Here is a 20,279-nt window from a genome sequence, read left to right as displayed (position 1 = left end):
CTAGCGGTCCGCGCGCCCCTCGCCAAGCCCCTGGGTCGCAATGGGGTTCCAGCGGACCCATCTTCCATGGAAATCGGCGCGGCCCAGATGCCAGCCGCGCGCGTGCCCATCCCAAAGCCGCAGCGTCAAAGCCGCGCCCTCGCCGCCATCGGCCTCCATAGCGAAATGCGCGACGGGCGCGGTGGCATCGGCCGCGGCTGCGGCCGCTTGCAGCGCGGCTTCGCAGGCGACCTGCGTCGATTGCGGGAAATACTGTGCGGCGACCGTATGATAGACCAGCGTCAGCCGTCCCGGCGCGGGGCGGGACAGACGATCCTGCAACCAGCCTGCCGCGTCGCCTGCCGCGACACGCGGAGGGTGGGTGCGCGCAAGCGCCAATGCCGCCCGCAGCCGTGCCAGGCGCACATCCTGATCGGCCCAGCAATAGGCCATCAGCCGCAGCCCGTCGGTGATCGGGTCGATCGGCCGAAGATCGACGCCCTCGGCATCGATCACGGCGACATCGCCGGTTGGCGCGTCGCCGTGCCAGTCAGGGCGCAGGTACACCTCATCGGGGGGATCTTCGTGTCCGGATACGGCGACCGGGTCGCCGTCAGGTAATGCCGGCACCCCTGAGGACAGGTCGGCGGGAACCGGTGACAGATGATAACGCCCGAAATTGAGGTTCAACCCGGCCGAGGCCCCCAATTCCAGCGCCCGGATCGGCAATTTGCAACAGGTGCCCAGAAACCGCGCGGCCGTGATGATCGCTGCCGACCGCGCGACCTCATTCGTCTGTGGTGGGCTGTCCAGCAAATCCAGAACCGTGTCTTCATGCGTCAGCAGCGCGGCAAGAATTGCAGTCTCATCAACGACGCGCGCGCGATATGTCGCGGCCAGCGCCGGGTCTGCACCAGTCAGAACCAGCGCATGCAGCGCACCGCACAGCCGCAGTGGCACCGAATCCGCCCGGCTTGTCGGGTCGCCGGGCCAGCCCAGCACGCGGGCCGCGACCCGGCCGTGATCGGCATCCAGGATCCGTGCCAGCGACGCACACAGCGCGGCGGTGAACGGGGATCCAAGCGCGGCGCAGGATCGCGCCTGATCGCGAAACGCGTCGCGAACCGGCTGATCACTCACTTGAATCGCTCGGTCAGGGCGCGCAGCCGGTCGGCGAAGCTGGCTGGCGGCTCGGCGGCAGGTGCGGCGGCAGGTGCGGCGGCGGGCTTGGGGGGCGGAGCCTTGCGTGGCGCGTCCGGGCCGCTGCCAGTTCTGTCGCCGTTGCCGGCGGCGTCTCCGGTGCCGCTGCGGGGCCGCGCGGTGCGTTGGGCGACCGCGTTCTGAAAGCGGCCGGCATCGCCTGCCGCCAATGCGGCCGCGCCGTCGGAGATACCGCGCAGCAGATTGTCCAGCCAGTCCTGATCGGCCTTGGCAAAATCCGACAGCACATAGCCCGCGACCCGGTCCTTGTGTCCGGGATGCCCGATCCCCAGTCGAACCCGCATGTAATCGGCGCCGAGATGCTGATGGATCGACCGCAGCCCATTATGCCCGGCATGTCCGCCGCCTTGCTTCACGCGGCACTTGCCGGGCATCAGGTCCAGTTCGTCATGCAGAACGATCACGTCGCCGGGCGTCAGCTTCAGATAGCGCATCGCCTCGCCCACAGCTTGTCCGGACAGGTTCATGAACGTCTGCGGCTTCAGCAAGGTGACGCGCGTCTCGCCCAGACGACCCTCGGCGGCAAGCCCCTGGAAGCGGGACTTCCATGGTCCCAGCCCGTGGTCCTCGGCCACGCGATCCAGCGCCATGAAGCCGATATTGTGCCGGTTCGCGGCGTATTTCGCGCCCGGATTGCCCAGGCCCACGATCAGTTTCATGCCCGTCTCCTGCCGTCATGCCAGATATATGGCTTTCGTCGAATTTCGTTCCATCCCTTGCGGCGGACCTTGCCGGTTACTAAGACTCTGTCAACCTTTCGCGGCTAAGAGATGGGATCAAGCCCGGTCGAATCGCGGCACCAAGGGACAACAGGCAAGGACAGAACATGAGCGATCCGGCAGAATTCTACATGAACACCCTCGTGCCCATGGTGGTGGAACAGACCTCGCGGGGCGAGCGTGCCTATGACATCTTCTCGCGACTGCTGAAGGAACGGATCATCTTCGTTTCGGGGCCGGTCCATGACGGCATGTCCACGCTGATCTGTGCTCAGCTTCTTTTCCTCGAGGCGGAAAACCCCTCGAAGGACATCAGCATGTACATCAACAGCCCCGGCGGTGTGGTGACCTCGGGCCTGTCGATCTATGACACGATGCAGTATATCCGTCCGCGCGTCTCGACGCTGGTGGTCGGGCAGGCGGCCTCGATGGGATCGCTGCTGCTGGCCGCGGGGGAACCGGGTCTGCGCCATTCGCTGCCCAACAGCCGTGTCATGGTCCATCAGCCCTCGGGGGGGTATCAGGGCCAAGCGACCGATATTCTGATCCACGCCCGCGAGACCGAGAAGCTGAAGCGCCGCCTGAACGAAATCTATGTGAAACATACCGGCAAATCGCTGGAAGAGGTCGAAGAGGCGTTGGAGCGGGATCGTTTCATGTCGCCCGACGAGGCGAAGGAATGGGGTCTGATCGACGAGGTTCTGGAGCCGCGCGGCAAGGCCGAACCCGAGAAGAAATAGCCTTTATGGGGATTGTGACGCGGCGACGTCACCCCTAACATGGCGCGAATTCACCGTGGCGGTCCTGATGGACGCCCGGAAGATCACCGAAGCGATGCGCGGAAGGGAAACCGGCATCGCCCGCGGGTCGGCAGACCGGCGGCAATCAAGGAAGTGGACGATGGCGAACCAGTCCGGCGGCGACAGCAAGAACACGCTTTACTGCAGTTTCTGCGGCAAGAGCCAGCACGAGGTACGCAAGCTGATTGCGGGCCCGACCGTGTTCATCTGCGATGAATGCGTCGAGCTGTGCATGGACATCATCCGCGAGGAAACCAAGTCCACCGGTCTGAAATCCGGTGAAGGCGTGCCGACACCGCGCGAGATCTGTCAGGTTCTTGACGACTATGTGATCGGGCAGGAACACGCCAAGCGCGTTCTGTCGGTCGCCGTGCATAACCACTACAAGCGTCTGAACCACGCATCGAAGGCCGATATCGAGCTGGCCAAGTCGAACATCCTGCTGATCGGCCCGACCGGCTGCGGCAAGACGCTGCTGGCACAGACCCTGGCGCGCATCCTGGATGTGCCCTTCACGATGGCCGACGCCACGACGCTGACCGAGGCCGGGTATGTCGGCGAGGATGTCGAGAACATCATCCTGAAGCTGTTGCAGGCCAGCGAATACAACGTCGAACGCGCGCAGCGCGGCATCGTGTATATCGACGAGGTCGACAAGATCACCCGCAAGTCCGACAACCCGTCGATCACCCGCGACGTGTCGGGCGAGGGGGTGCAGCAGGCCCTGCTGAAGATCATGGAAGGAACCGTCGCCAGCGTTCCGCCGCAGGGCGGCCGCAAGCACCCGCAGCAGGAATTTCTGCAGGTGGACACGACCAACATCCTGTTCATCTGTGGCGGTGCCTTCGCGGGGCTGGACCGGATCATCTCGCAACGCAACAAGGGCACGGCGATCGGCTTTGGTGCGACCGTCAAGGACAATGACGAACGCGGCGTCGGCGAGGTATTCAAGGAGCTGGAGCCCGAGGATCTGCTGAAATTCGGCCTGATCCCGGAATTCGTGGGCCGTCTGCCGGTGATCGCGACGCTGACCGATCTGGACGAAGAAGCGCTGATCATCATCCTGACCAAGCCGAAGAACGCCCTGGTCAAGCAGTATCAGCGTCTGTTCGATCTGGAAGGCGTGCAGCTGACCTTCACCGACGACGCACTGAACGCGATTGCCAAGCGGGCCATCTCGCGCAAGACCGGTGCGCGCGGTCTGCGCTCGATCATGGAGGACATCCTTCTGGACACGATGTTCGATCTGCCGGGCATGGACAGCGTCGAGGAAGTCGTGGTGAACGAGGATGCTGTCGACAACGCCTCGGTCAAGCCGCTGCTGATTCACGCGGATCAGAAAAAGGAAAGCGCGTCAGCCGGATGACGGACCGGCCGCGCGGCGCATGTGGGCGACGCGCGATGCGTGACCTGAAACGGTTGTCGCATTCCCAAGGATGGTTGGTTTGCGATGCCGCCAAGGCTGGACCTTCCATGGAAGTTGCGCCATATCTCGGGCAGTGCTTGAAGGAAGAGGTTCACAGCCATGTCGTTTCTGCTTCGCGCCCTGACCTGGTGGAACAGCCAGACCATCAACACGCAGGTCTGGACCTGGCGGAACGGCACCAAGGTCGGCGAGGATGATCAGGGCAACATCTTCTACCAGAACAAGGACGGTTCGCGCCGCTGGGTGATCTTCAAGGGCGAATCCGAGGCAAGCCGGGTCAGCCCCGACTGGCACGGCTGGCTTCACCACACCTGGGATGAGCCGCCGACCAGCGCGCCTCTGGCCCGCAAGCCGTGGGAACAGCCGCATGTGCCGAACATGACCGGCACGCCCGCAGCCTATCATCCCGAAGGGTCGCTTTACCGTGCCGATCCGGTTGCGCGCAAAGACTATGATGCGTGGCAACCCGAATAGATGACGACTGCGGCCGAGCATCGCGCCGAACAGCGGGCAGAACTGCTTGCCGGGTTCGCCGTTCTTGTCGTTGCGGCAGGGTTCATCGCCTGGGCGCTTGGCGGCGATCTGTTGCCGGGAAAGGCCGGCTATGATGTGACCGCCTCGTTTCCCGATGTCGATGGCGTCGCGGCCGGAACCGAAGTGCGGCTGGCCGGGGTCAAGATCGGCCGCGTTGCGTCCGTGTCGCTGAATCCGCAGACTTACATGGCCGACGCCACGCTGCGTATCCCTAATGAGATCGTGCTGCCCGCCGACAGCGCCGCGATCATTCAGTCCGACGGGCTGCTTGGCGGTGCCTATATCCAGATCCAGCCGGGCGGCAGTCTGGACAATCTCGCACCCGGTGACGAGATCGAGGATGTGCAGGGGGCGGTCAGCCTGATCCAGTTGATGATGAAGTTCGTCGACAGCCAATCCCAGGACGAAGGGCCCGCGCCGTGATGATCCGGGCGCTGATGATCGCGTTGCTGATCGGGACACCCGCGGGCGCACAGGACGTGGCGCGCGCCGGCGGCGCATTGCTGCGCGTTCTGGACAAGGTTTCTGGCCGGACCGCCGATCTTGAACTGCAGGTCGGCGATGCGGTGCGTCACGGCCGGCTTGAGGTCAGGTTGGGCGAATGCCGCTATCCGGCAGGCGATCCAAGCTCGGACGCCTTTGCGCAGCTGACCATCGCCGACCTGTCCCAGAACGTGACCCTGTTCAGCGGCTGGATGATCGCCAGCTCGCCCGCGTTGTCCGCGCTGGACGATGCGCGCTATGACGTCTGGGTGATTTCCTGCAAAAGCTGACGGTCGCTCTGGATCGCTACGGCATTGAATTCCGCACGCTGTCTCAGCGCCTCTGACAGCCTTCGATGATAGACGGCGCGGGGTATTTCGATCCCGCCCATGCGTGCCAGATGCGGCGTCAGGAACTGGGTGTCGAACAGGCTGAAACCGCAACGCGACAGATGTGATGACATCCACAGCAGAGCCATCTTCGATCCGTTGGTCCGTGCCGAAACCATCGATTCCCCGAAAAACGCGCCGCCCAGTGTGATGCCGAAGATGCCGCCTGCGAATTGATCGTCATGGCGGATTTCAAGTGCATGGGCGTGGCCGCCCCGGTGTATGTCGCGATACAGCCGGACAAGCGGCGCATTGATCCAGGTCACGTCGCGTGCCGCGCAGGCGGCCACGATCGCGTCGAAATCGCCGTCCGGATGCGCGGACCAGCCACCGCGACGCAAGTCGCGTCGCAGCGATCGCGAAGCATGAACGCCGCCCACCGGCAACACGCCCCGCATCGGCGGATCGAACCAGTAGAGACGAGGATCATCCGCGCTTTCGGCCATCGGAAAGACCCCGCGCGCATAGCCCGACAGCAGTTGCGAGGCGGTCAGCATCCGGCCCGCGTCAGCCGAATTGCTTTTCCAGCCAGCGTTCAAGCCAGTGGATCGAATAGGCGCCGGACTGGATGTCGGGTTCCTGCAGCAGGGCGCGGAACAGCGGCATCGTCGTATCGACGCCGTCCACGATCATTTCGCCCAGGGCACGGTCAAGGCGGGCAAGAGCCTCGGTCCGGTCCCGGCCATGAACGATCAGCTTGCCGATCAGGCTGTCGTAATAGGGCGGGATGGAATAGCCCTGATAGAGGGCGGAATCCACGCGAACGCCCAGCCCGCCCGGTGCGTGATACTGCGTGATCTTGCCCGGACAGGGGCTGAAGGCGGGCAGTTTCTCGGCATTGATGCGGACTTCGATCGCGTGCCCGCGGATCGACAGGTTTTCCTGTTCGAACTCCATTTCCTCGCCCGCCGCGACACGGATCTGCTGGCGGACAAGATCGACACCGAAAATCGCCTCGGTGACGGGATGTTCGACCTGCAGGCGGGTGTTCATCTCGATGAAATAGAACTCGCCGTCCTCGAACAGGAATTCGATCGTGCCGGCGCCGGCATAGCCGATCTTGGCGACCGCGTCGGCGCAGACCTTGCCGATCCGGGCGCGTTGTTCGTCGGTGATCGCGGGGCCGGGGGCCTCTTCCAGAACCTTCTGGTGGCGGCGCTGCAGCGAACAGTCCCGTTCGCCCAGATGCACCGCGCGGCCCTTGCCGTCGCCGAACACCTGGATTTCGATATGGCGCGGCCTTTGAAGATATTTCTCGATATAGACATCGGGGTTGCCGAATGCGGCCTTGGCCTCGGCGCGCGCGGTGCGGAACGCGGACTCGAGGCCCTTTTCGTCCTGCGCGACCTTCATGCCACGCCCGCCGCCGCCGGCGGTGGCCTTGATGATCACCGGATAGCCGATCTGCGCCGCGACCGTCTTGGCGGTGTCCATGTCATCAACGCCGCCATCGCTGCCCGGAACGCAGGGCACGCCTAGCGCCTTCATGGTGTCCTTGGCGGTGATCTTGTCGCCCATGATGCGGATATGTTCGGCACGCGGACCGATGAAGGTCAGGTCATGATCCTCGACCATCTGCACAAAGGCGGCGTTCTCGGACAGGAAGCCATAGCCGGGATGGATGGCCTGCGCGCCGGTGATCTCGCAGGCCGAGATGATCGCGGGCATCGAAAGATAGCTGGCCGAAGATGGGGCGGGGCCGATGCACACGGATTCGTCGGCCATGCGCACATGCATCGCGTCAGCGTCTGCCGTGGAATGGACTGCGACCGAGGCGATGCCCATTTCGCGGCAGGCGCGGATCACGCGCAGGGCGATCTCGCCCCGGTTGGCGATCAGGATCTTGTCGAACATCAGGCCCTCACTCGACGACCATCAGGGGGGCACCGAACTCGACCGGGCTGCCGTCATCGACCAGAATCCGCTTGACGGTGCCCGCGCGCGGAGAGGGGATGTGGTTCATAGTCTTCATCGCCTCGACGATCATCAACGTCTCGCCCTCGGCCACGCTCTGACCGATCTGGACAAAGGCTGCCGCGCCGGGTTCGGGCGACAGATAGGCCGTGCCGACCATCGGTGATGTGACCGCGCCGGGCAGGCTGGCCGGATCTTCGCTGCCGCCGGCGGGTGCCGTGTTGGATAAGGCTGTGGAAGCGGGGTGCGGTGCTGCGGCGGGTGCGGGCGCCGCAGCGGGTGCGCTTGCATAGGTGACCTGCTTGCCGTGCTTCGACAGGCTGACGGTCAGCCGGTCGTGTTCGCCGTACTCGCGCTTGACCGAGATCTCGCTCAACTCGCTGGCGTTCAGCAATTCGGCCAGCGACTGGATGAAGGCCACGTCGCCTTCGTGATGCGTGCCGTTGTCGGAATCGTTGCTCATGCCGTCCTCTGCCGTGTTCTGGTGCCGCCATTTGTCGCATTCGCGGCGGTTCGGTCGCTTATAGCCCCGGAAAGTGGTCAAGGGGAAGGGATTCGCGTCAGAGAGGATTCGCCCCGGCTACTTTCTTGCAGCCTTCTCGGCGATCCCCGATACGCCTTCGCGCCGCAGCAGCTCTGCCTCGACATCCGCAAGCGTCAGGTCGCGGGCGGCCAGCATGACCAGCAGGTGATACAGCACGTCGGCGGCTTCCGAGGTCAGGCGCTGACGATCGCCCCTGACGGCTTCGATGATTGCCTCGATCGATTCCTCGCCGAATTTCTCGGCGCATTTTTCGGGGCCGGTTGCCAGCAGCTTCGCGGTCCAGCTGCTGTCCGGATCGGCGGTCCTGCGGGCCGCAATCGTGTCCGAGAGGCGTTGCAGGGCGGTCATGTCAGCCTCATCGGGATGCCGGCGGCGGCCATGTGGGCCTTGGCCTCGGCGATGGTGAAGGTGCCGAAATGGAAGATCGAGGCGGCTAGCACTGCGCTGGCATGGCCTTCGGACACGCCCTCGACTAGGTGATCCAGCGTGCCCACCCCACCCGATGCGATGACTGGCACGTTCACGGCATCCGCGATCGCGCGCGTCAGCGGCAGGTTGAACCCCGCGCGTGTGCCGTCGCGGTCCATGCTGGTCAGCAGGATTTCGCCCGCCCCCTTCGCCGCCACCGTTCGGGCGAATTCGACGGCGTCGATGCCGGTCGGCTTGCGACCGCCATGGGTGAAAATCTCCCACCGGCCGTCGGCGACGGTCTTGGCGTCGATCGCGCAGACGATGCACTGGCTGCCGAAGCGGTCGGCGGCGGCGGCCACGACATCCGGATCGGCGACGGCGGCCGAATTGAAGCTGACCTTGTCGGCGCCTGCCAGCAGCAGGGCGCGGACATCGTGGTGGGTGCGTACGCCGCCGCCGACCGTCAGCGGCACGAAACACTGTTCGGCGGTGCGGGTGACCAGATCGAACATCGTGCCACGGTTTTCATGGGTGGCGTGAATGTCGAGAAAGCAGATCTCGTCCGCGCCGGCGGCGTCATAGGCTCTGGCCGCCTCGACGGGGTCGCCGGCGTCGATCAGATCGACGAAATTCACGCCCTTCACGACGCGGCCGTCCGCCACGTCCAGGCACGGGATGATCCGGGTTTTCAGCATGCGTCTGGTTGCCCTTGCTGCGGTCGCGCCGGTTGTAGTTCGAAAATTCCCCGTCGACCAGAGCCGTGATGAGGCGCCGGGCGGCACAGCGATGCGTGCCGGGCATAGCGACCTTGCACGATCCGGGGCTGGTCCGCCCATCCAGCCCGGCCATATAGGGCACATAAGAGACAGACCAGCCGGGTCTTGATGTAAAGGATGATGAACATGCGCGACGCATCGACGAACGCCACCGCCGCGGGGATCGAATATCTTGCCGACGGTGTGGGGGCATTGACCTCAGCGCCTGCACGCGCGATCCGGGCTGATGCCATCAGCGCAGGCGCGGATGCGCTGGCCAGCGGCCTTGACAGCTTCGCCGCGATAAAGTCCGCTCCCAAGTCCGCGCCGCGTCGGTCGCGCGGGCCGAATGTCCGCGGCTGGCTGAACGCGCCGGTCGGGCTGGGTGTGCCGGGCTAGGCCGATCCGGCGCCGTCGTGTCGCAGCGCGGTCAGCGCCTGCGAAAGATCCAGCGCGCCATCATACAGTGCCCGGCCCGAAATCGCCCCCGCGATGACCCGGGTCCGCGCCAGCGCCCGAAGATCATCCATCGACGACACCCCGCCCGAGGCGATCACCGGAATGCTGACCGCGCGCGCCAGCGCCTCGGTCGCCGGGATGTTCGGCCCCTGCATGGCACCGTCACGGTCGATATCGGTGTAGATGATCGCGGCGACGCCCGCGTCCTCGAACCGGCGGGCCAGATCGGTTGCGGTGATCGTCGTCTCGGTCGCCCATCCACGCGTCGCCACCTTGCCGTTGCGGGCGTCGATCCCGACCGCGATCCGACCGGGAAACGCATCCGCCGCCTCGCGAACCAGATCGGGGTCTTCGACCGCCACGGTGCCCAGAATGACCCGGCGCAGTCCGCGCGACAGCCAGGCCTCGATGGTTGCGATGTCGCGGATCCCGCCGCCAAGCTGCGCGGGGATGTCGATGGCATCCAGAATCGCCTCGACCGCAGAGGCATTGACCGGCTTTCCCTCGAACGCGCCGTTCAGATCAACCAGATGCAGCCATTCCGCGCCTGCATCCTGGAACGCGCGGGCCTGGGCGGCCGGATCGCTGCCGAAGACGGTCGCCGCTTCCATGTCACCGCGAAGCAGGCGCACGCAGTTGCCGTCTTTCAGGTCGATGGCGGGATAGAGGATCATGTTTTTGCTTTCGGTCGTCTGAACGCGCCTTCTTTGGCATGTCCCACAGCCAAGGGGAAGGGCGCGACCTCACGTCAGGCTTGCCGGAACGCGGCGCTGCGGTCAGGATTCGGACGAGGTATCCCGAGGAGGACTGATATGAAGTTGCTTGCCGCCGCCACCGCCTTTCTGCTTGCCGCCACCGCTGCGGGCGCCGACCCTATCGAAGGCGTCTGGCAGACCCAGCCAGATGAGGGGGCGTTCGCCTATGTCACAATCGCGCCCTGCGGATCTGCGTTCTGCGGCACGATCAGCCGGACCTTCAAGGACAAGAGCGAATACAAATCCCCCAACATCGGCCGTCAGATCGTGATCGACATGGCCGCGCAGGGGGGCGGAAACTATGAAGGCAAGGTCTGGCGACCCGCCAACAACAAGGTCTATCAGGGCAAGGCCAGCGTCGCCGGCGACCGGATGAGCCTGTCGGGCTGCGTCGCGGGCGGGCTTCTGTGCAAGAGCCAGAACTGGGTTCGAATCCAGTAGATCGGCCGCCAAAATGCGTCGCGTGTGAAGGGCGCGTGACGGCATGGCTTGAACGTGGATCGGTCCGGGCTAAGCTGGTCTGATCCGCTGTTCCGAGGACACGATGCCGAAAAAGGTCGTTTCGCCCCGCGATGCCGCCGCCCTGATCCATTCGGGCGATACGGTGACGACGTCGGGCTTTGTCGGTGCCGGGGTGCCGGACGGGTTGCTGAAGGCGGTTGCCGATCGATTCGAGGCCACAGGCGAGCCGCGCGATCTGACGCTGATCTTCGCGGCGGGGCAGGGCGACGGCAAGGGGCGCGGGCTGGACCGTCTTTGCGCGCCTGGCCTGGTCGCCCGCGTCATCGGCGGTCACTGGGGGCTGATCCCCGCCCTTGGCGCGCGGGCGGTGAGGGGCGAGATCGCCGGCTGGAACTTTCCGCAAGGCGTCATCAGCCATCTGTATCGCGATATCGCCGCGGGAAAGCCGGGAACGCTGACCCATGTCGGGCTGGAGACGTTCGTGGACCCTCGGCTTGGCGGGGGCAGGATCAGCGACGCCGCGACCGATGAACTGGTCCAGTTGACGACGATCGACGGTACCGAGCGTCTGTTCTATCGCGCGATGCCGATTCACGTCGCGCTGCTGCGCGGCTCGACCGCGGATGAGCGCGGCAATGTCACGATGGAACGCGAGGCGCTGATTCTGGACAATCTGGCGCAGGCGATGGCGGCGCGGAATTCGGGCGGCGTGGTGATCGTTCAGGTTGACCAGATCGTTGCTGGTGGCAGTCTGTGCGCGCGCGATGTCGTCATTCCCGGCGCGCTGGTCGATGCCGTGGTCGTGGCGCCGCCCGAACTGCACCCGCAGACCTATGCCACGCAGTATAACCGTTACTTCACCGGCAGGTTTCGTGCGCCGCAGGACGGGACCACGCCCTTGCCGCTGGACATCCGCAAGGTGATCGCGCGGCGCTGTGCGTTCGAACTGCCCATTGGCGGTGTCGTCAACCTGGGCATCGGCATGCCCGAGGGCGTCGCCTCGATCGCGGCCGAGGAAGGCTTGCTGGACCACGTGACGCTGACCGCCGAACCCGGTGTGATCGGCGGCCAGCCCGCGTCGGGGCTGGACTTCGGCGCGGCGATCAACACCGAGGCGATCATCGCCCAGAACCAGCAATTCGACTTCTATGACGGCGGCGGGCTGGACATGGCCTGCCTGGGCATGGCCGAGGCCGACCGTCACGGCAACGTCAATGTCAGCCGGTTCGGAACGCGGCTGGCCGGGGCTGGCGGCTTCATCAATATCAGCCAGAACGCGCGACGGCTGGTCTTCGCGGGCACCTTTACCGCAGGCGGGCTGGATATCGCGATCGGTGACGGGCGCCTTAAGATCCGAACCGAGGGGCGGGCGCAGAAATTCATCCAGACGGTCCAGCAGATCACCTTTTCGGGCAGCCGGGCGCGCAAGTTGCAACGGCCGGTGATGTTCGTCACTGAACGCTGCGTGTTCGAATTGCATCACGACGGACTTCGCCTGACCGAGATCGCGCCCGGCATCGACCCTGATCGCGATGTGTTGCCGCTGATGGGTTTTGCACCGCTGATGGACCGGCCCGCCCGGATGGACCCGCGCATCTTCCGTGATCAGCCGATGGGGTTGCGCGATCAGATGCTGGATATCCCGCTTGGCCGGCGGGTCCATTTCGACGCCGGCCGGGACATGCTGTTCATCAACCTGTCGCGCATGACGATCAGGGACGCAGACGACGTGGCATCCGTGCGCCGCGCCGTCGAGGCCGAGATCGGCGGGCTGGGCCGCCGCGTCGATGTCGTCGTCAATTATGACCTGACCCGCATCGACGACCGCGTGTCCCATGACTGGTCCGAGATGGTCGGCGATCTGGAAACACGCCTGTATGGCCGGGTGACGCGCTATTCCTCAAGCGCGTTCCTGCGCCGTCGCCTGGGCGAAACGCTGCAGGCGTGCCGCCGCCCGACGATCTATGACAGCGAGGCGGCGGCACGCGCGGCACTGCGCGACAATTAGGCAGGCACCGTTCATGTCACGCGAAAGTGACGCGGCAGGCTTTGGGTGAAGGCTGCTGGCGAAGCTATGCTGTTCTTCATGGGCCAGCGTTTCGCGATGACATTCAGGACCGTTCTTTCCGCCGTCGTCCTGATGGGCCTGGCGCTGGTGGCCGCAGAACCCGCCGACGCGCAGCAGTCGCGCCGGTTCAGCCACTGCATCGCGATCGCCGATGCCGCGCCGGGGATCGAATATCTGCACCGGGCGGCATGGACAGATCCCGCGCCGGAAGGCGCCGTCCGCATCCATTATGTCGGGCATTCGATGTTCCTGATCCGCACCGAGGACGGAGTGTCGATTATCACCGACTATAACGGCAATCCGGGGCCGACCGGGTTCCGCCCGGACGTGGTGACGATGAACCGTGCGCATTCCTCGCACTGGACCGACCGCATCGAGGGAATCCCGCATGTGTTGCGCGGCTGGTCCGAGGACAGCTTCGGCGTTGCCGCCGATCATCACCTGGAACTGGGCGAGGTACTGATCCGCAACGTGACCTCTGATATCCGCAGCTGGGGCACTGTCGAGGAAGACGCGAACTCGATCTTCGTGTTCGAGACCGCAAATCTGTGCATCGCGCATCTGGGCCATCTGCATCAGGAACTCAGCGACGCGCAATATGCGGCGCTGGGGCGGGTCGATGTGCTGATGGTCCCGGTCGATGGCAGTTATACGATGGACTTGAACGCGATGATGCGCGTCGTCTCACGGCTGCGCAGTTCGGTCGTCATCCCGATGCACTGGTTCGGCCCCTCGCGGCTTGAAGCATTTCTGACCGGAATGTCGGATCAGTTCCTGATCCAGCGGGTGGGCGGCAGCGAATTGACGGTGTCGCTGTCCAGCCTGCCCCGACAACCCACGGTGATGGTGCTGGAGCCGCGGTCGCTGTCGCTGTCGGACTGAAGATCGCGCTCACGCGCGACGATCCGTGCCCCCGCCGGGGCTGTCCCGCCGTTCCCCTGCCTCAGACAACGGTTGTCCGGCTGCTGTCAGGCACCCATCGCCGGACAGCATTCCGAGTACTGAGCCTTTTCCATAGGATGGTCCGAATTCTGTCGTTTCCGGTTTGGAAAGCGCGTCAGCCGGTGCGCCATTGCGAAACGCAGGGGATCTTGTCGCGGTCGCAGCGGTCGGCGTATTTGCGCGCGATCTCCTGCACCTCGGCAAGCAGGCCGTCCTGCAGCTTGATGGGGTCAAGCCCCAGCCCTAGGAAGCGGTCGTTGGCGACGTGCAGATCGTTCTCGTCAGCCTCGTTGCGCGGGTTCTTCAGGAACGCGACCTCGACGCCGGTCTGGTCGGCGATCATCTTGGCAAGATCGCGGACCCGGTGTGTCTCGGTCATCTGGTTCAGGATATTCACCCGGTCGCCCCGCGCGGGCGGGTTGGTCAGCGCAAGTTCGATGCAGCGACAGGTGTCCTGGATGTGGATGAAGGCGCGGGTCTGTCCGCCGGTGCCGTGCACGGTCAGCGGATAGCCGATCGCCGCCTGCATCAGGAAACGGTTCAGGACCGTTCCGTAATCGCCGTCATAGTCGAAGCGGTTGATCAGCCGAGGGTCCATCCGGGTTTCCTCGGTCTGCGTGCCCCAGACGATGCCCTGATGAAGGTCGGTGATCCGCACCCCGTCATTCTTGTTGTAATAGAAGAAGAACAGCTGATCCTGGGTCTTGGTCATGTGGTAGATGCTGCCCGGATTGGCGGGATACAGGATCTCTTGCCGATGGGGGCCGTTCTCGGTCTCGACCAGGACATCCAGATAGCCTTCGGGGATCTTCATGCCCGCAGTGCCGTAGCCATAGACGCCCATCGTGCCCAGATGGACCAGGTGAATATCCTGGCCGCTTTCGACGATCGCCGCCAGCACGTCGTTGGTGGCGTTGAGGTTGTTGCTGACGGTATAGCGCTTGTGCCAGCTGGACTTCATCGAATAGGGCGCGGCGCGCTGTTCGGCGAAATGGATCACCGCATCGGGCTGTTCCTCGCGCAGCAGGGTCAGAAGCCGGTGATAGTGTTCACCAACGGTGAAATTCTCGACCCGGATCGCGTGGTTGGTCAGCTCGTTCCACGCGCGCACACGCTCGCCCAGGGGGCGGATCGGGGTCAGGCTGCTGACCTCCAGCTCGACGTCGATCTTGCGCCTTGAAAGATTGTCCACGACGATCACATCGTGGCCTCTGGCGGACAGATGCAGGGCGGTGGGCCAACCGCAGAAACCGTCTCCGCCCAGAACGATGATCTTCATGAGGATGCCTTCGTAGCCTGTCGTTTCGCCCGCTTCTTAGAACGCCCGCGTTTCGGACGCCAGCCGTGCAACATCACTGACACGAAGCTGTCGCAATCCTTGCCGATCAGCCGGCCGCCGCGCGTGCCATGTTCGCCAGATGCACCTCGATCGCATCCTCGATATCGTGGAAATAGCTAAGCTTTCCATTCTCCAGCACTGCGCCCGCATCGCAGGTCTGGCGCAGCATCCGCATCGAATGCGACACGACCAGAGCGCCGGCATTCGCCATGCGTGCGTTGAACAGGCGGTTCGACTTGGCCTTGAACGCCGCGTCCCCGACCGCCGAAACCTCGTCGACCAGATAGGTGTCGAACGGCACCGCCATCGACACGCCGAAGGCCAGCCTTGCGCGCATCCCCGACGAATAGGTCCGGAACGGCAGATAGAAATGATCGCCAAGTTCCGCGAAATCCTCGACGAAGTCGCGCATTTCCTCGGTGTCGACGCCATAGGCGCGGGCGACGAAACGGGTGTTCTGTTCGCCGGTCAACTCGCCATTGAACGACCCCGAGAAGCCGACCGGCCAGCTGATCGTGCCGGTGGACAGGATCCGTCCCGACGTTGGCAGCATCGACCCCGAGATCATCCTCAGCAGCGACGATTTTCCCGCCCCGTTACGACCCAGCAGGGCGACCGAAACGCCGGTGGGAAACGTCGCGGTGATATTGTTGGCCACCGGCTTCCGGCGGCCATTCAGCTTGTAGATCTTGGTCAGGTTTTCAAGATGGATCATCGCCGGTCGCGGAGGCTGTAGAAGATCAGCACGCCGATCACCCAGGTCACCATCAGGAAGCCACCGATGATCAGCATCAGCTTGGCGCGTTCGGGGTATTCAGCCTCTTGTGCGAGGGTCGGCTTGATATAGGCCGCCAGATAGCGCGACTGACGCGCGGCCTCGCCACGCGCCGTGTCATAGGCGGCCAGCGCAGCGGTATAGGTCCGTTCGGCGAATTCGCGATCGACCGACAGGGATTCGTAGCGGCCGACCACTTCGGACAGCACCTCGCCGGTTGCGGTCTCGGACCCGAATTTCTGGCGCTCGGCAAGGATCTGGTCGCGGATCACGTTGATGCGCAGCTGGGTCTGTTCGATGCGCGGGTCGTTTGGCTGGGCATTCGCCTGCAGCATCCCCAGCGAGACAAGCTGTTCGGCAAGCTGTTGTTGCAGCGAGGTGACGACGCCCACCTGACCCTGAACATCGGCGGTCGGATCGACAAGCTGGTGGCGGTTTCGGAACTCGGTTACGGCTTGCCGCGCGTCCTTCAGACGCTCCAGCGATTCAGCCAGTTCGGTGCGCGAATAGCGCAGCGCATCCTCGCGGGCGATGTCGTTCAGCTGGTTGATCAGCAAGGTGCTTTCGTCGAAGATCGCCTGCGCGATGTCCCGGGCGTCTTCGGGCGCGAATGCCTTGACCCGCAGATCGATCATGCCGTCATCGTAGTAGACGCTGACTTTCCGTTCCCATTCGCCAAGCAGTTCTTCCAGCGAGGAATTGCCCGAGAAGGAAAAGATCGGATCGTTCGGCGCCTTGGACCAGATCTCGGCCAGGTCCAGCCGCGCGTTCACCCGTTCGACCAGATCACGGCTTTGGATGAATTTGTACAGGATGTCGGTGTCGCTGCTGGAACTGCTGGTCATGCCGACCAGTGAGGTCAGCCCGCCAAGAAGATCGGACGAGGTCGGGCCGGATTCGCTGCGCACAGAAAAGCCCAGAAACGATGCGTATTGGTCGGCGGCGCGTGTGTACAGATACCAACCGCTGACCGCCACAGGCGCGATCACCATCAGCAGGAAGGTCAGCACGATGCCGATATGGCGACGCGCAAGGTGGGCCTTTCGGGCCGGAGGCCGCACCGGTTCCTCGCGCGCGGCCTTGCGCTTTGGCGGCTTTGACGCCGCAGCCGCCTTCCTCAGCTTGACCGGCGCGCGCGGCACAGCCGTTGCCGTGCTGTCATCAGGCGGAGGCGCCGCGTCCGAACCTCGTATGGCCGCCCGTTTGCCGCCGCGCATCTTGCGGGCCCTTGGATTGGCGGCAGGGGTTTTGCCGGTCGACTCTGACTTTTCCGGTTCGGGGGACTCTTTGCCTAGCGGGGAGACGATATTCTTACGGTCCAGAAAGCCGGGCCGCTGGTCGGCCTGGGGATCGGAGCGGTCCGCGTCGTTTTGGTCTTCGGGCTTGCGAGTAGGCGTCTGGGCGGACATGCGCGGATCTCCCGCCTGTGTGTTGATCTGTCGTGGCGTGTCATACATAAACGCCCGGCACAGTTCCAGCACCGATCCCTGACGGGTTCGTGACGGACAAGGGACCAGAAGCGGGCGCGAATGTCGCAGATATCCTTTCCAACCTCGACGCGGCGCAGGGACGATCGCCCCGACACCCCGCGCCTGCGCGAAATCCACAAGCAGCGCAGCTTTGCCAGTCTGCGTTCCATCGGCGCATTGATCCTGCGCGAGATGTCAACGACCTATGGCCGCTCGGCCGCCGGGTATTTCTGGGCCGTGGCCGAGCCGGTGGGCGGGATTATCCTGTTGACGGCCATCTTCTCGCTTGGCTTCCGGTCGCCCCCGATCGGAACGAACTTCGCGATCTTCTATGCCACCGGTGTTGTTCCGTTCCTGGCCTATAACTCCATCTCGAACAAACTCGCCGCTTCGATCCGTTATTCGAAACAGTTGCTGGCCTATCCGGCGGTGACCTTCGTCGATGCGCTTATCGGGCGGGTCGCCGTCAACGGTGTCACCCAGATCCTGGTGGCCTATCTGGTTTTCACGGGCATCGTGCTGACCCAGGAGACACGCACCGATCCGCAGATCCTGGGCATCGCGCTGAGCTTTGTCATGATGCTGGTCCTGGCGATCGGTGTGGGGACGATGAACTGTTTCCTGTTCACCGCCTTCCCAAGCTGGCAGGTGGTTTGGTCGATTATTTCACGTCCGCTGTTTCTTGCCTCGTGCATCTTCTTCGTGTTCGATGACGTGCCCGAACCTTATCGCAGCTATCTGTGGTTCAACCCGCTGATCCATATCATCGGACAGATGCGAAGGTCCTTCTTTCCATCATATGTCGGCGACTATGTGTCCGCGATCTATGTCTTCGCGGTGGGGTTGGGCCTGTTCGTCGTCGCGCTGGCGCTGCTGCAGCGCTATCACCGTGACCTGTTGAACAGCTGAGGCGCGATCGCCTCAGCCTGCCTCTTGTCCGCCCCGCGGATCAATCAGCCGTGCAAGGACCCCGTCGCGGGTGATCCGTCCGCCGCCTTCGACGGGAAGCGCTGCGGATTGCGCCAGAAGCCCCATCACATCGCGCACGGCCATGTCGCGTGGCACCGGAGCGCCTTCGGCGTCGCCGGGCTCGGCCACGTCTTCGGCGGTCAGCACCCCAAGCGGATTCATGTGGGCGACGAAATCGGCGACATAGTCGTTGACCGGGTTGGCGATGATTTCGCGCGCGGTGCCGATCTGCACGATCCGACCGCCCTCCATCAGCGCGATCCGATTGCCCAGCTTGAACGCCTCGTCCAGATCGTGGCTGACAAAGATGATCGTCCGCTGGGTCTTTTCCTGCAGTTCCAGCAACTCGTCCTGCAGCCGTGCCCGGATCAGCGGGTCCAACGCGCTGAAGGGTTCGTCCATCAGCAGGATCGGCGCCTCGGTCGCGAAGGCGCGGGCAAGCCCGACACGCTGCTGCATCCCCCCTGACAATTCGCCCACCTTCCGTTCGGCCCATTCCGAAAGGCCCACGGTCTCAAGCTGACGATCCACCTTGTCGCGCCGGTCCTTGACCGACATTCCAGCCAGTTCCAGCCCCAGCCCGACATTCTCGCGCACGGTCCGCCAAGGCAGTAGGCCGAACTGCTGGAACACCATCGCGACCTTGCTGAGCCGCAGATCGCGCAGCGCCTTGCGGCCCGCGCCGGTGACAGAGATCATCTTCTGGCCATCCCAGACGCGCACCTCGCCGCGACAGACGTCGTTCAGCGCGTTCACCGCCCGCAGAAGGGTGGACTTGCCCGAACCCGACAATCCCATCAGGACCAGGATCTCGCCCTGCCGGACATTCACGCTGCAATCGTGGACGCCCAGCACCTGGCCGGTTTCCTGCTTGATCGGTCCGCGTTCCAGCCCCTCGTCCATCAGGGGCAGCGCCTTGTCGGGCTCGTCGCCGAAGACGATGCAGACCTTGTCGAATTCCACGGCGTTGGGTGAGGTGTCGCTCATTTCCGGCCCTCCATGCGCAGCATCCTGTCCAGCATGATCGCGACGATGACGATCACGAAGCCCGATTCGAACCCCAGCGAGGTGTTGACGCTGTTCAGCGCGCGCACCACCGGCACGCCCAGACCCGATGCGCCGACCAGCGCGGCGATGACCACCATCGACAGCGACAGCATGATCGTCTGGTTCAGCCCGGCCATGATCTGGGGCAGGGCGCTTGGCAGTTCGACCTTCCACAGGAGCTGGCGATTGGTGGCGCCGAAGGCGCGTGCGGCCTCGACCAGCGAATCCGGGGTCGAGCTGATGCCAAGCTGGGTCAGCCGGATCGGCGCGGGCAGCACGAAGATCACCGTCGCCAGAAGTCCGGGCACCATACCGATGCCGAAGAAGACGATGGCCGGGATCAGATAGACGAAGGTCGGCAGGGTCTGCATCAGGTCCAGCACCGGCCGCATCCACGCGTAAAGCCGTGGCCGATGCGCCGCCGCGATCCCGATGGGAACGCCGATCGCCATGCAAACGATACAGGCGGCCAGTACCAGGGTCAGCGATTGCAAGGTTTCATCCCAGTAGCCCTGGTTGAGAATGAACAGCAAGCCCAGCGCCACCAGCAGACAGGGCCGCCAGTTGCGCTGCAAGGCCCATGTCAGGGCCACCGCGATTGCGATGAACAGGAAGGGGTGGGGAAATTCCAGCCCGGCCAGGATCCGGCCGATCAGCCAGTCCATCGCGGTCGAAATGGCGTTGAAAAGCCACGCGGCATTCGCGTTCAGCCAGTCGAAGATGGCCTTGGCGGTTCTGCCCACCGGGATCTTGTTGTCGGTTACCAGCGAAGTCAGCTGCTCCATGCGCATTCCCTTGTCGCGAAGTCGCGTCCGGTTC

At 64.3% G+C, this 20,279-nt stretch carries 23 protein-coding genes; 10 read left to right on the top strand and 13 right to left on the bottom strand.

The window, feature by feature from the left end; translation table 11 throughout:
* Together MU516_RS06280 and pth are read right to left on the bottom strand one after the other, a co-directional pair.
* On the bottom strand, window positions 1–1,119 hold the full coding sequence (locus MU516_RS06280; RefSeq protein ID WP_260276369.1) for a DUF2332 domain-containing protein: 1,119 nt from the start codon (window positions 1,117–1,119) through the stop codon (window positions 1–3).
* Complete coding sequence (gene pth, locus MU516_RS06275; RefSeq protein ID WP_260276368.1) at window positions 1,116–1,859, bottom strand: aminoacyl-tRNA hydrolase; 744 nt, start codon at window positions 1,857–1,859, stop codon at window positions 1,116–1,118. Before pth ends, MU516_RS06280 begins: the two co-directional genes overlap by 4 nt.
* A gap of 167 nt (window positions 1,860–2,026) precedes the next feature.
* On the opposite strand from pth, the gene MU516_RS06270 reads away from it, so the two are divergent.
* The 5 genes from MU516_RS06270 to MU516_RS06250 all read left to right on the top strand — a co-directional run bounded on the left by MU516_RS06270 (window position 2,027) and on the right by MU516_RS06250 (window position 5,452).
* A complete protein-coding gene (locus MU516_RS06270; protein WP_209056962.1) occupies window positions 2,027–2,659 on the top strand; it encodes an ATP-dependent Clp protease proteolytic subunit in 633 nt (210 codons plus the stop codon).
* A 160-nt stretch (window positions 2,660–2,819) separates the two neighbouring features.
* Window positions 2,820–4,085: an ATP-dependent Clp protease ATP-binding subunit ClpX gene (clpX, locus tag MU516_RS06265; RefSeq protein WP_209056961.1), complete on the top strand. Its 1,266-nt coding sequence runs from the start codon at window positions 2,820–2,822 to the stop codon at window positions 4,083–4,085.
* A 159-nt stretch (window positions 4,086–4,244) separates the two neighbouring features.
* Entirely contained in the window at window positions 4,245–4,619 is a 375-nt protein-coding gene (locus MU516_RS06260) for an NADH:ubiquinone oxidoreductase subunit NDUFA12 (protein ID WP_260276367.1), read from the top strand.
* A complete protein-coding gene (gene mlaD, locus MU516_RS06255) occupies window positions 4,620–5,102 on the top strand; it encodes an outer membrane lipid asymmetry maintenance protein MlaD (protein WP_260276366.1) in 483 nt (160 codons plus the stop codon).
* Window positions 5,102–5,452 carry a DUF2155 domain-containing protein gene (locus MU516_RS06250; protein ID WP_260276365.1) on the top strand — a complete coding sequence of 117 codons (351 nt, stop codon included), beginning with the start codon at window positions 5,102–5,104 and terminating at the stop codon, window positions 5,450–5,452. The genes mlaD and MU516_RS06250 overlap by 1 nt, the downstream gene beginning before the upstream one ends.
* On the opposite strand, the gene aat is transcribed toward MU516_RS06250, so the two are convergent.
* The 5 genes from aat to hisF all read right to left on the bottom strand — a co-directional run bounded on the left by aat (window position 5,419) and on the right by hisF (window position 9,115).
* A complete protein-coding gene (aat, locus tag MU516_RS06245; RefSeq protein ID WP_260276364.1) occupies window positions 5,419–6,048 on the bottom strand; it encodes a leucyl/phenylalanyl-tRNA--protein transferase in 630 nt (209 codons plus the stop codon). The two genes, MU516_RS06250 and aat, sit on opposite strands and share 34 nt — an antisense overlap.
* Before the next feature lie 10 nt (window positions 6,049–6,058).
* Window positions 6,059–7,405, bottom strand: a complete 1,347-nt coding sequence (gene accC / locus MU516_RS06240) for an acetyl-CoA carboxylase biotin carboxylase subunit (protein WP_260276363.1) — start codon at window positions 7,403–7,405, stop codon at window positions 6,059–6,061.
* A 7-nt stretch (window positions 7,406–7,412) separates the two neighbouring features.
* Window positions 7,413–7,928: an acetyl-CoA carboxylase biotin carboxyl carrier protein gene (gene accB / locus MU516_RS06235; RefSeq protein WP_260276362.1), complete on the bottom strand. Its 516-nt coding sequence runs from the start codon at window positions 7,926–7,928 to the stop codon at window positions 7,413–7,415.
* A 117-nt stretch (window positions 7,929–8,045) separates the two neighbouring features.
* A complete protein-coding gene (locus MU516_RS06230; protein ID WP_260276361.1) occupies window positions 8,046–8,357 on the bottom strand; it encodes a phosphoribosyl-ATP diphosphatase in 312 nt (103 codons plus the stop codon).
* Window positions 8,354–9,115 (bottom strand): imidazole glycerol phosphate synthase subunit HisF, encoded by a 762-nt coding sequence (hisF, locus tag MU516_RS06225; RefSeq protein WP_260276360.1) that lies wholly within the window; start codon window positions 9,113–9,115, stop codon window positions 8,354–8,356. Before hisF ends, MU516_RS06230 begins: the two co-directional genes overlap by 4 nt.
* Window positions 9,116–9,322: 207 nt before the next feature.
* On the opposite strand from hisF, the gene MU516_RS06220 reads away from it, so the two are divergent.
* Window positions 9,323–9,574 (top strand): hypothetical protein, encoded by a 252-nt coding sequence (locus MU516_RS06220; protein WP_260276359.1) that lies wholly within the window; start codon window positions 9,323–9,325, stop codon window positions 9,572–9,574.
* On the opposite strand, the gene hisA is transcribed toward MU516_RS06220, so the two are convergent.
* Entirely contained in the window at window positions 9,571–10,308 is a 738-nt protein-coding gene (gene hisA / locus MU516_RS06215; protein ID WP_260276358.1) for a 1-(5-phosphoribosyl)-5-[(5-phosphoribosylamino)methylideneamino]imidazole-4-carboxamide isomerase, read from the bottom strand. The two genes, MU516_RS06220 and hisA, sit on opposite strands and share 4 nt — an antisense overlap.
* 138 nt (window positions 10,309–10,446) lie before the next feature.
* Here hisA and MU516_RS06210 point away from each other — a divergent pair, with 138 nt between their 5' ends.
* The 3 genes from MU516_RS06210 to MU516_RS06200 all read left to right on the top strand — a co-directional run bounded on the left by MU516_RS06210 (window position 10,447) and on the right by MU516_RS06200 (window position 13,801).
* The gene (locus MU516_RS06210) at window positions 10,447–10,830 is read left to right on the top strand and encodes a DUF2147 domain-containing protein (RefSeq protein ID WP_260276357.1); all 384 of its coding nucleotides are present in this window, start codon (window positions 10,447–10,449) and stop codon (window positions 10,828–10,830) included.
* A gap of 103 nt (window positions 10,831–10,933) precedes the next feature.
* On the top strand, window positions 10,934–12,859 hold the full coding sequence (locus tag MU516_RS06205; protein WP_260276356.1) for an acyl CoA:acetate/3-ketoacid CoA transferase: 1,926 nt from the start codon (window positions 10,934–10,936) through the stop codon (window positions 12,857–12,859).
* A 132-nt stretch (window positions 12,860–12,991) separates the two neighbouring features.
* Window positions 12,992–13,801 carry an MBL fold metallo-hydrolase gene (locus MU516_RS06200; protein WP_425606822.1) on the top strand — a complete coding sequence of 270 codons (810 nt, stop codon included), beginning with the start codon at window positions 12,992–12,994 and terminating at the stop codon, window positions 13,799–13,801.
* 175 nt (window positions 13,802–13,976) lie between these two features.
* Here MU516_RS06200 and MU516_RS06195 read toward each other — a convergent pair whose 3' ends face one another.
* From MU516_RS06195 to MU516_RS06185, 3 genes are all read right to left on the bottom strand, one after another.
* Window positions 13,977–15,140, bottom strand: a complete 1,164-nt coding sequence (locus MU516_RS06195) for an NAD-dependent epimerase/dehydratase family protein (RefSeq protein ID WP_260276354.1) — start codon at window positions 15,138–15,140, stop codon at window positions 13,977–13,979.
* Between the two features lie 106 nt (window positions 15,141–15,246).
* On the bottom strand, window positions 15,247–15,915 hold the full coding sequence (locus MU516_RS06190; protein WP_260276353.1) for an ABC transporter ATP-binding protein: 669 nt from the start codon (window positions 15,913–15,915) through the stop codon (window positions 15,247–15,249).
* A complete protein-coding gene (locus tag MU516_RS06185) occupies window positions 15,912–17,192 on the bottom strand; it encodes a KpsE/RkpR family capsule polysaccharide export protein (RefSeq protein WP_260276352.1) in 1,281 nt (426 codons plus the stop codon). Before MU516_RS06185 ends, MU516_RS06190 begins: the two co-directional genes overlap by 4 nt.
* Before the next feature lie 312 nt (window positions 17,193–17,504).
* On the opposite strand from MU516_RS06185, the gene MU516_RS06180 reads away from it, so the two are divergent.
* Window positions 17,505–18,353, top strand: a complete 849-nt coding sequence (locus MU516_RS06180; protein WP_260276351.1) for an ABC transporter permease — start codon at window positions 17,505–17,507, stop codon at window positions 18,351–18,353.
* A gap of 12 nt (window positions 18,354–18,365) precedes the next feature.
* Here MU516_RS06180 and choV read toward each other — a convergent pair whose 3' ends face one another.
* Window positions 18,366–19,400: a choline ABC transporter ATP-binding protein gene (gene choV / locus MU516_RS06175; protein ID WP_260276350.1), complete on the bottom strand. Its 1,035-nt coding sequence runs from the start codon at window positions 19,398–19,400 to the stop codon at window positions 18,366–18,368.
* Entirely contained in the window at window positions 19,397–20,245 is an 849-nt protein-coding gene (gene choW, locus MU516_RS06170) for a choline ABC transporter permease subunit (protein ID WP_209056934.1), read from the bottom strand. Before choW ends, choV begins: the two co-directional genes overlap by 4 nt.
* Between the last annotated feature and the right edge of the window lie 34 nt (window positions 20,246–20,279).

Origin of the sequence: Paracoccus maritimus, from assembly GCF_025195095.1 — a bacterium.
Classification (GTDB): Bacteria; Pseudomonadota; Alphaproteobacteria; order Rhodobacterales; family Rhodobacteraceae; genus Paracoccus; species Paracoccus maritimus.
The sequence above is the reverse complement of the archived record's forward strand: the minus strand, read 5'-3'. Positions and strand labels throughout refer to the sequence as shown.

Bases quoted from the DNA above. Each gene is read 5' to 3' on its own strand.
- choW (WP_209056934.1), bottom strand. From the start codon at position 20,245: ATGGAGCAGCTGACTTCGCTGGTAACCGACAACAAGATCCCGGTGGGC.
- MU516_RS06250 (WP_260276365.1), top strand. From the start codon at position 5,102: ATGATCCGGGCGCTGATGATCGCGTTGCTGATCGGGACACCCGCGGGC.
- MU516_RS06200 (WP_425606822.1), top strand. From the start codon at position 12,992: ATGGGCCTGGCGCTGGTGGCCGCAGAACCCGCCGACGCGCAGCAGTCG.
- MU516_RS06230 (WP_260276361.1), bottom strand. From the start codon at position 8,357: ATGACCGCCCTGCAACGCCTCTCGGACACGATTGCGGCCCGCAGGACC.
- MU516_RS06185 (WP_260276352.1), bottom strand. From the start codon at position 17,192: ATGCGCGGCGGCAAACGGGCGGCCATACGAGGTTCGGACGCGGCGCCT.
- clpX (WP_209056961.1), top strand. From the start codon at position 2,820: ATGGCGAACCAGTCCGGCGGCGACAGCAAGAACACGCTTTACTGCAGT.
- accB (WP_260276362.1), bottom strand. From the start codon at position 7,928: ATGAGCAACGATTCCGACAACGGCACGCATCACGAAGGCGACGTGGCC.
- accC (WP_260276363.1), bottom strand. From the start codon at position 7,405: ATGTTCGACAAGATCCTGATCGCCAACCGGGGCGAGATCGCCCTGCGC.
- MU516_RS06260 (WP_260276367.1), top strand. From the start codon at position 4,245: ATGTCGTTTCTGCTTCGCGCCCTGACCTGGTGGAACAGCCAGACCATC.
- choV (WP_260276350.1), bottom strand. From the start codon at position 19,400: ATGAGCGACACCTCACCCAACGCCGTGGAATTCGACAAGGTCTGCATC.
- aat (WP_260276364.1), bottom strand. From the start codon at position 6,048: ATGCTGACCGCCTCGCAACTGCTGTCGGGCTATGCGCGCGGGGTCTTT.
- MU516_RS06195 (WP_260276354.1), bottom strand. From the start codon at position 15,140: ATGAAGATCATCGTTCTGGGCGGAGACGGTTTCTGCGGTTGGCCCACC.
- MU516_RS06270 (WP_209056962.1), top strand. From the start codon at position 2,027: ATGAGCGATCCGGCAGAATTCTACATGAACACCCTCGTGCCCATGGTG.
- mlaD (WP_260276366.1), top strand. From the start codon at position 4,620: ATGACGACTGCGGCCGAGCATCGCGCCGAACAGCGGGCAGAACTGCTT.
- pth (WP_260276368.1), bottom strand. From the start codon at position 1,859: ATGAAACTGATCGTGGGCCTGGGCAATCCGGGCGCGAAATACGCCGCG.
- MU516_RS06190 (WP_260276353.1), bottom strand. From the start codon at position 15,915: ATGATCCATCTTGAAAACCTGACCAAGATCTACAAGCTGAATGGCCGC.
- hisF (WP_260276360.1), bottom strand. From the start codon at position 9,115: ATGCTGAAAACCCGGATCATCCCGTGCCTGGACGTGGCGGACGGCCGC.
- MU516_RS06180 (WP_260276351.1), top strand. From the start codon at position 17,505: ATGTCGCAGATATCCTTTCCAACCTCGACGCGGCGCAGGGACGATCGC.
- hisA (WP_260276358.1), bottom strand. From the start codon at position 10,308: ATGATCCTCTATCCCGCCATCGACCTGAAAGACGGCAACTGCGTGCGC.
- MU516_RS06220 (WP_260276359.1), top strand. From the start codon at position 9,323: ATGCGCGACGCATCGACGAACGCCACCGCCGCGGGGATCGAATATCTT.
- MU516_RS06205 (WP_260276356.1), top strand. From the start codon at position 10,934: ATGCCGAAAAAGGTCGTTTCGCCCCGCGATGCCGCCGCCCTGATCCAT.
- MU516_RS06210 (WP_260276357.1), top strand. From the start codon at position 10,447: ATGAAGTTGCTTGCCGCCGCCACCGCCTTTCTGCTTGCCGCCACCGCT.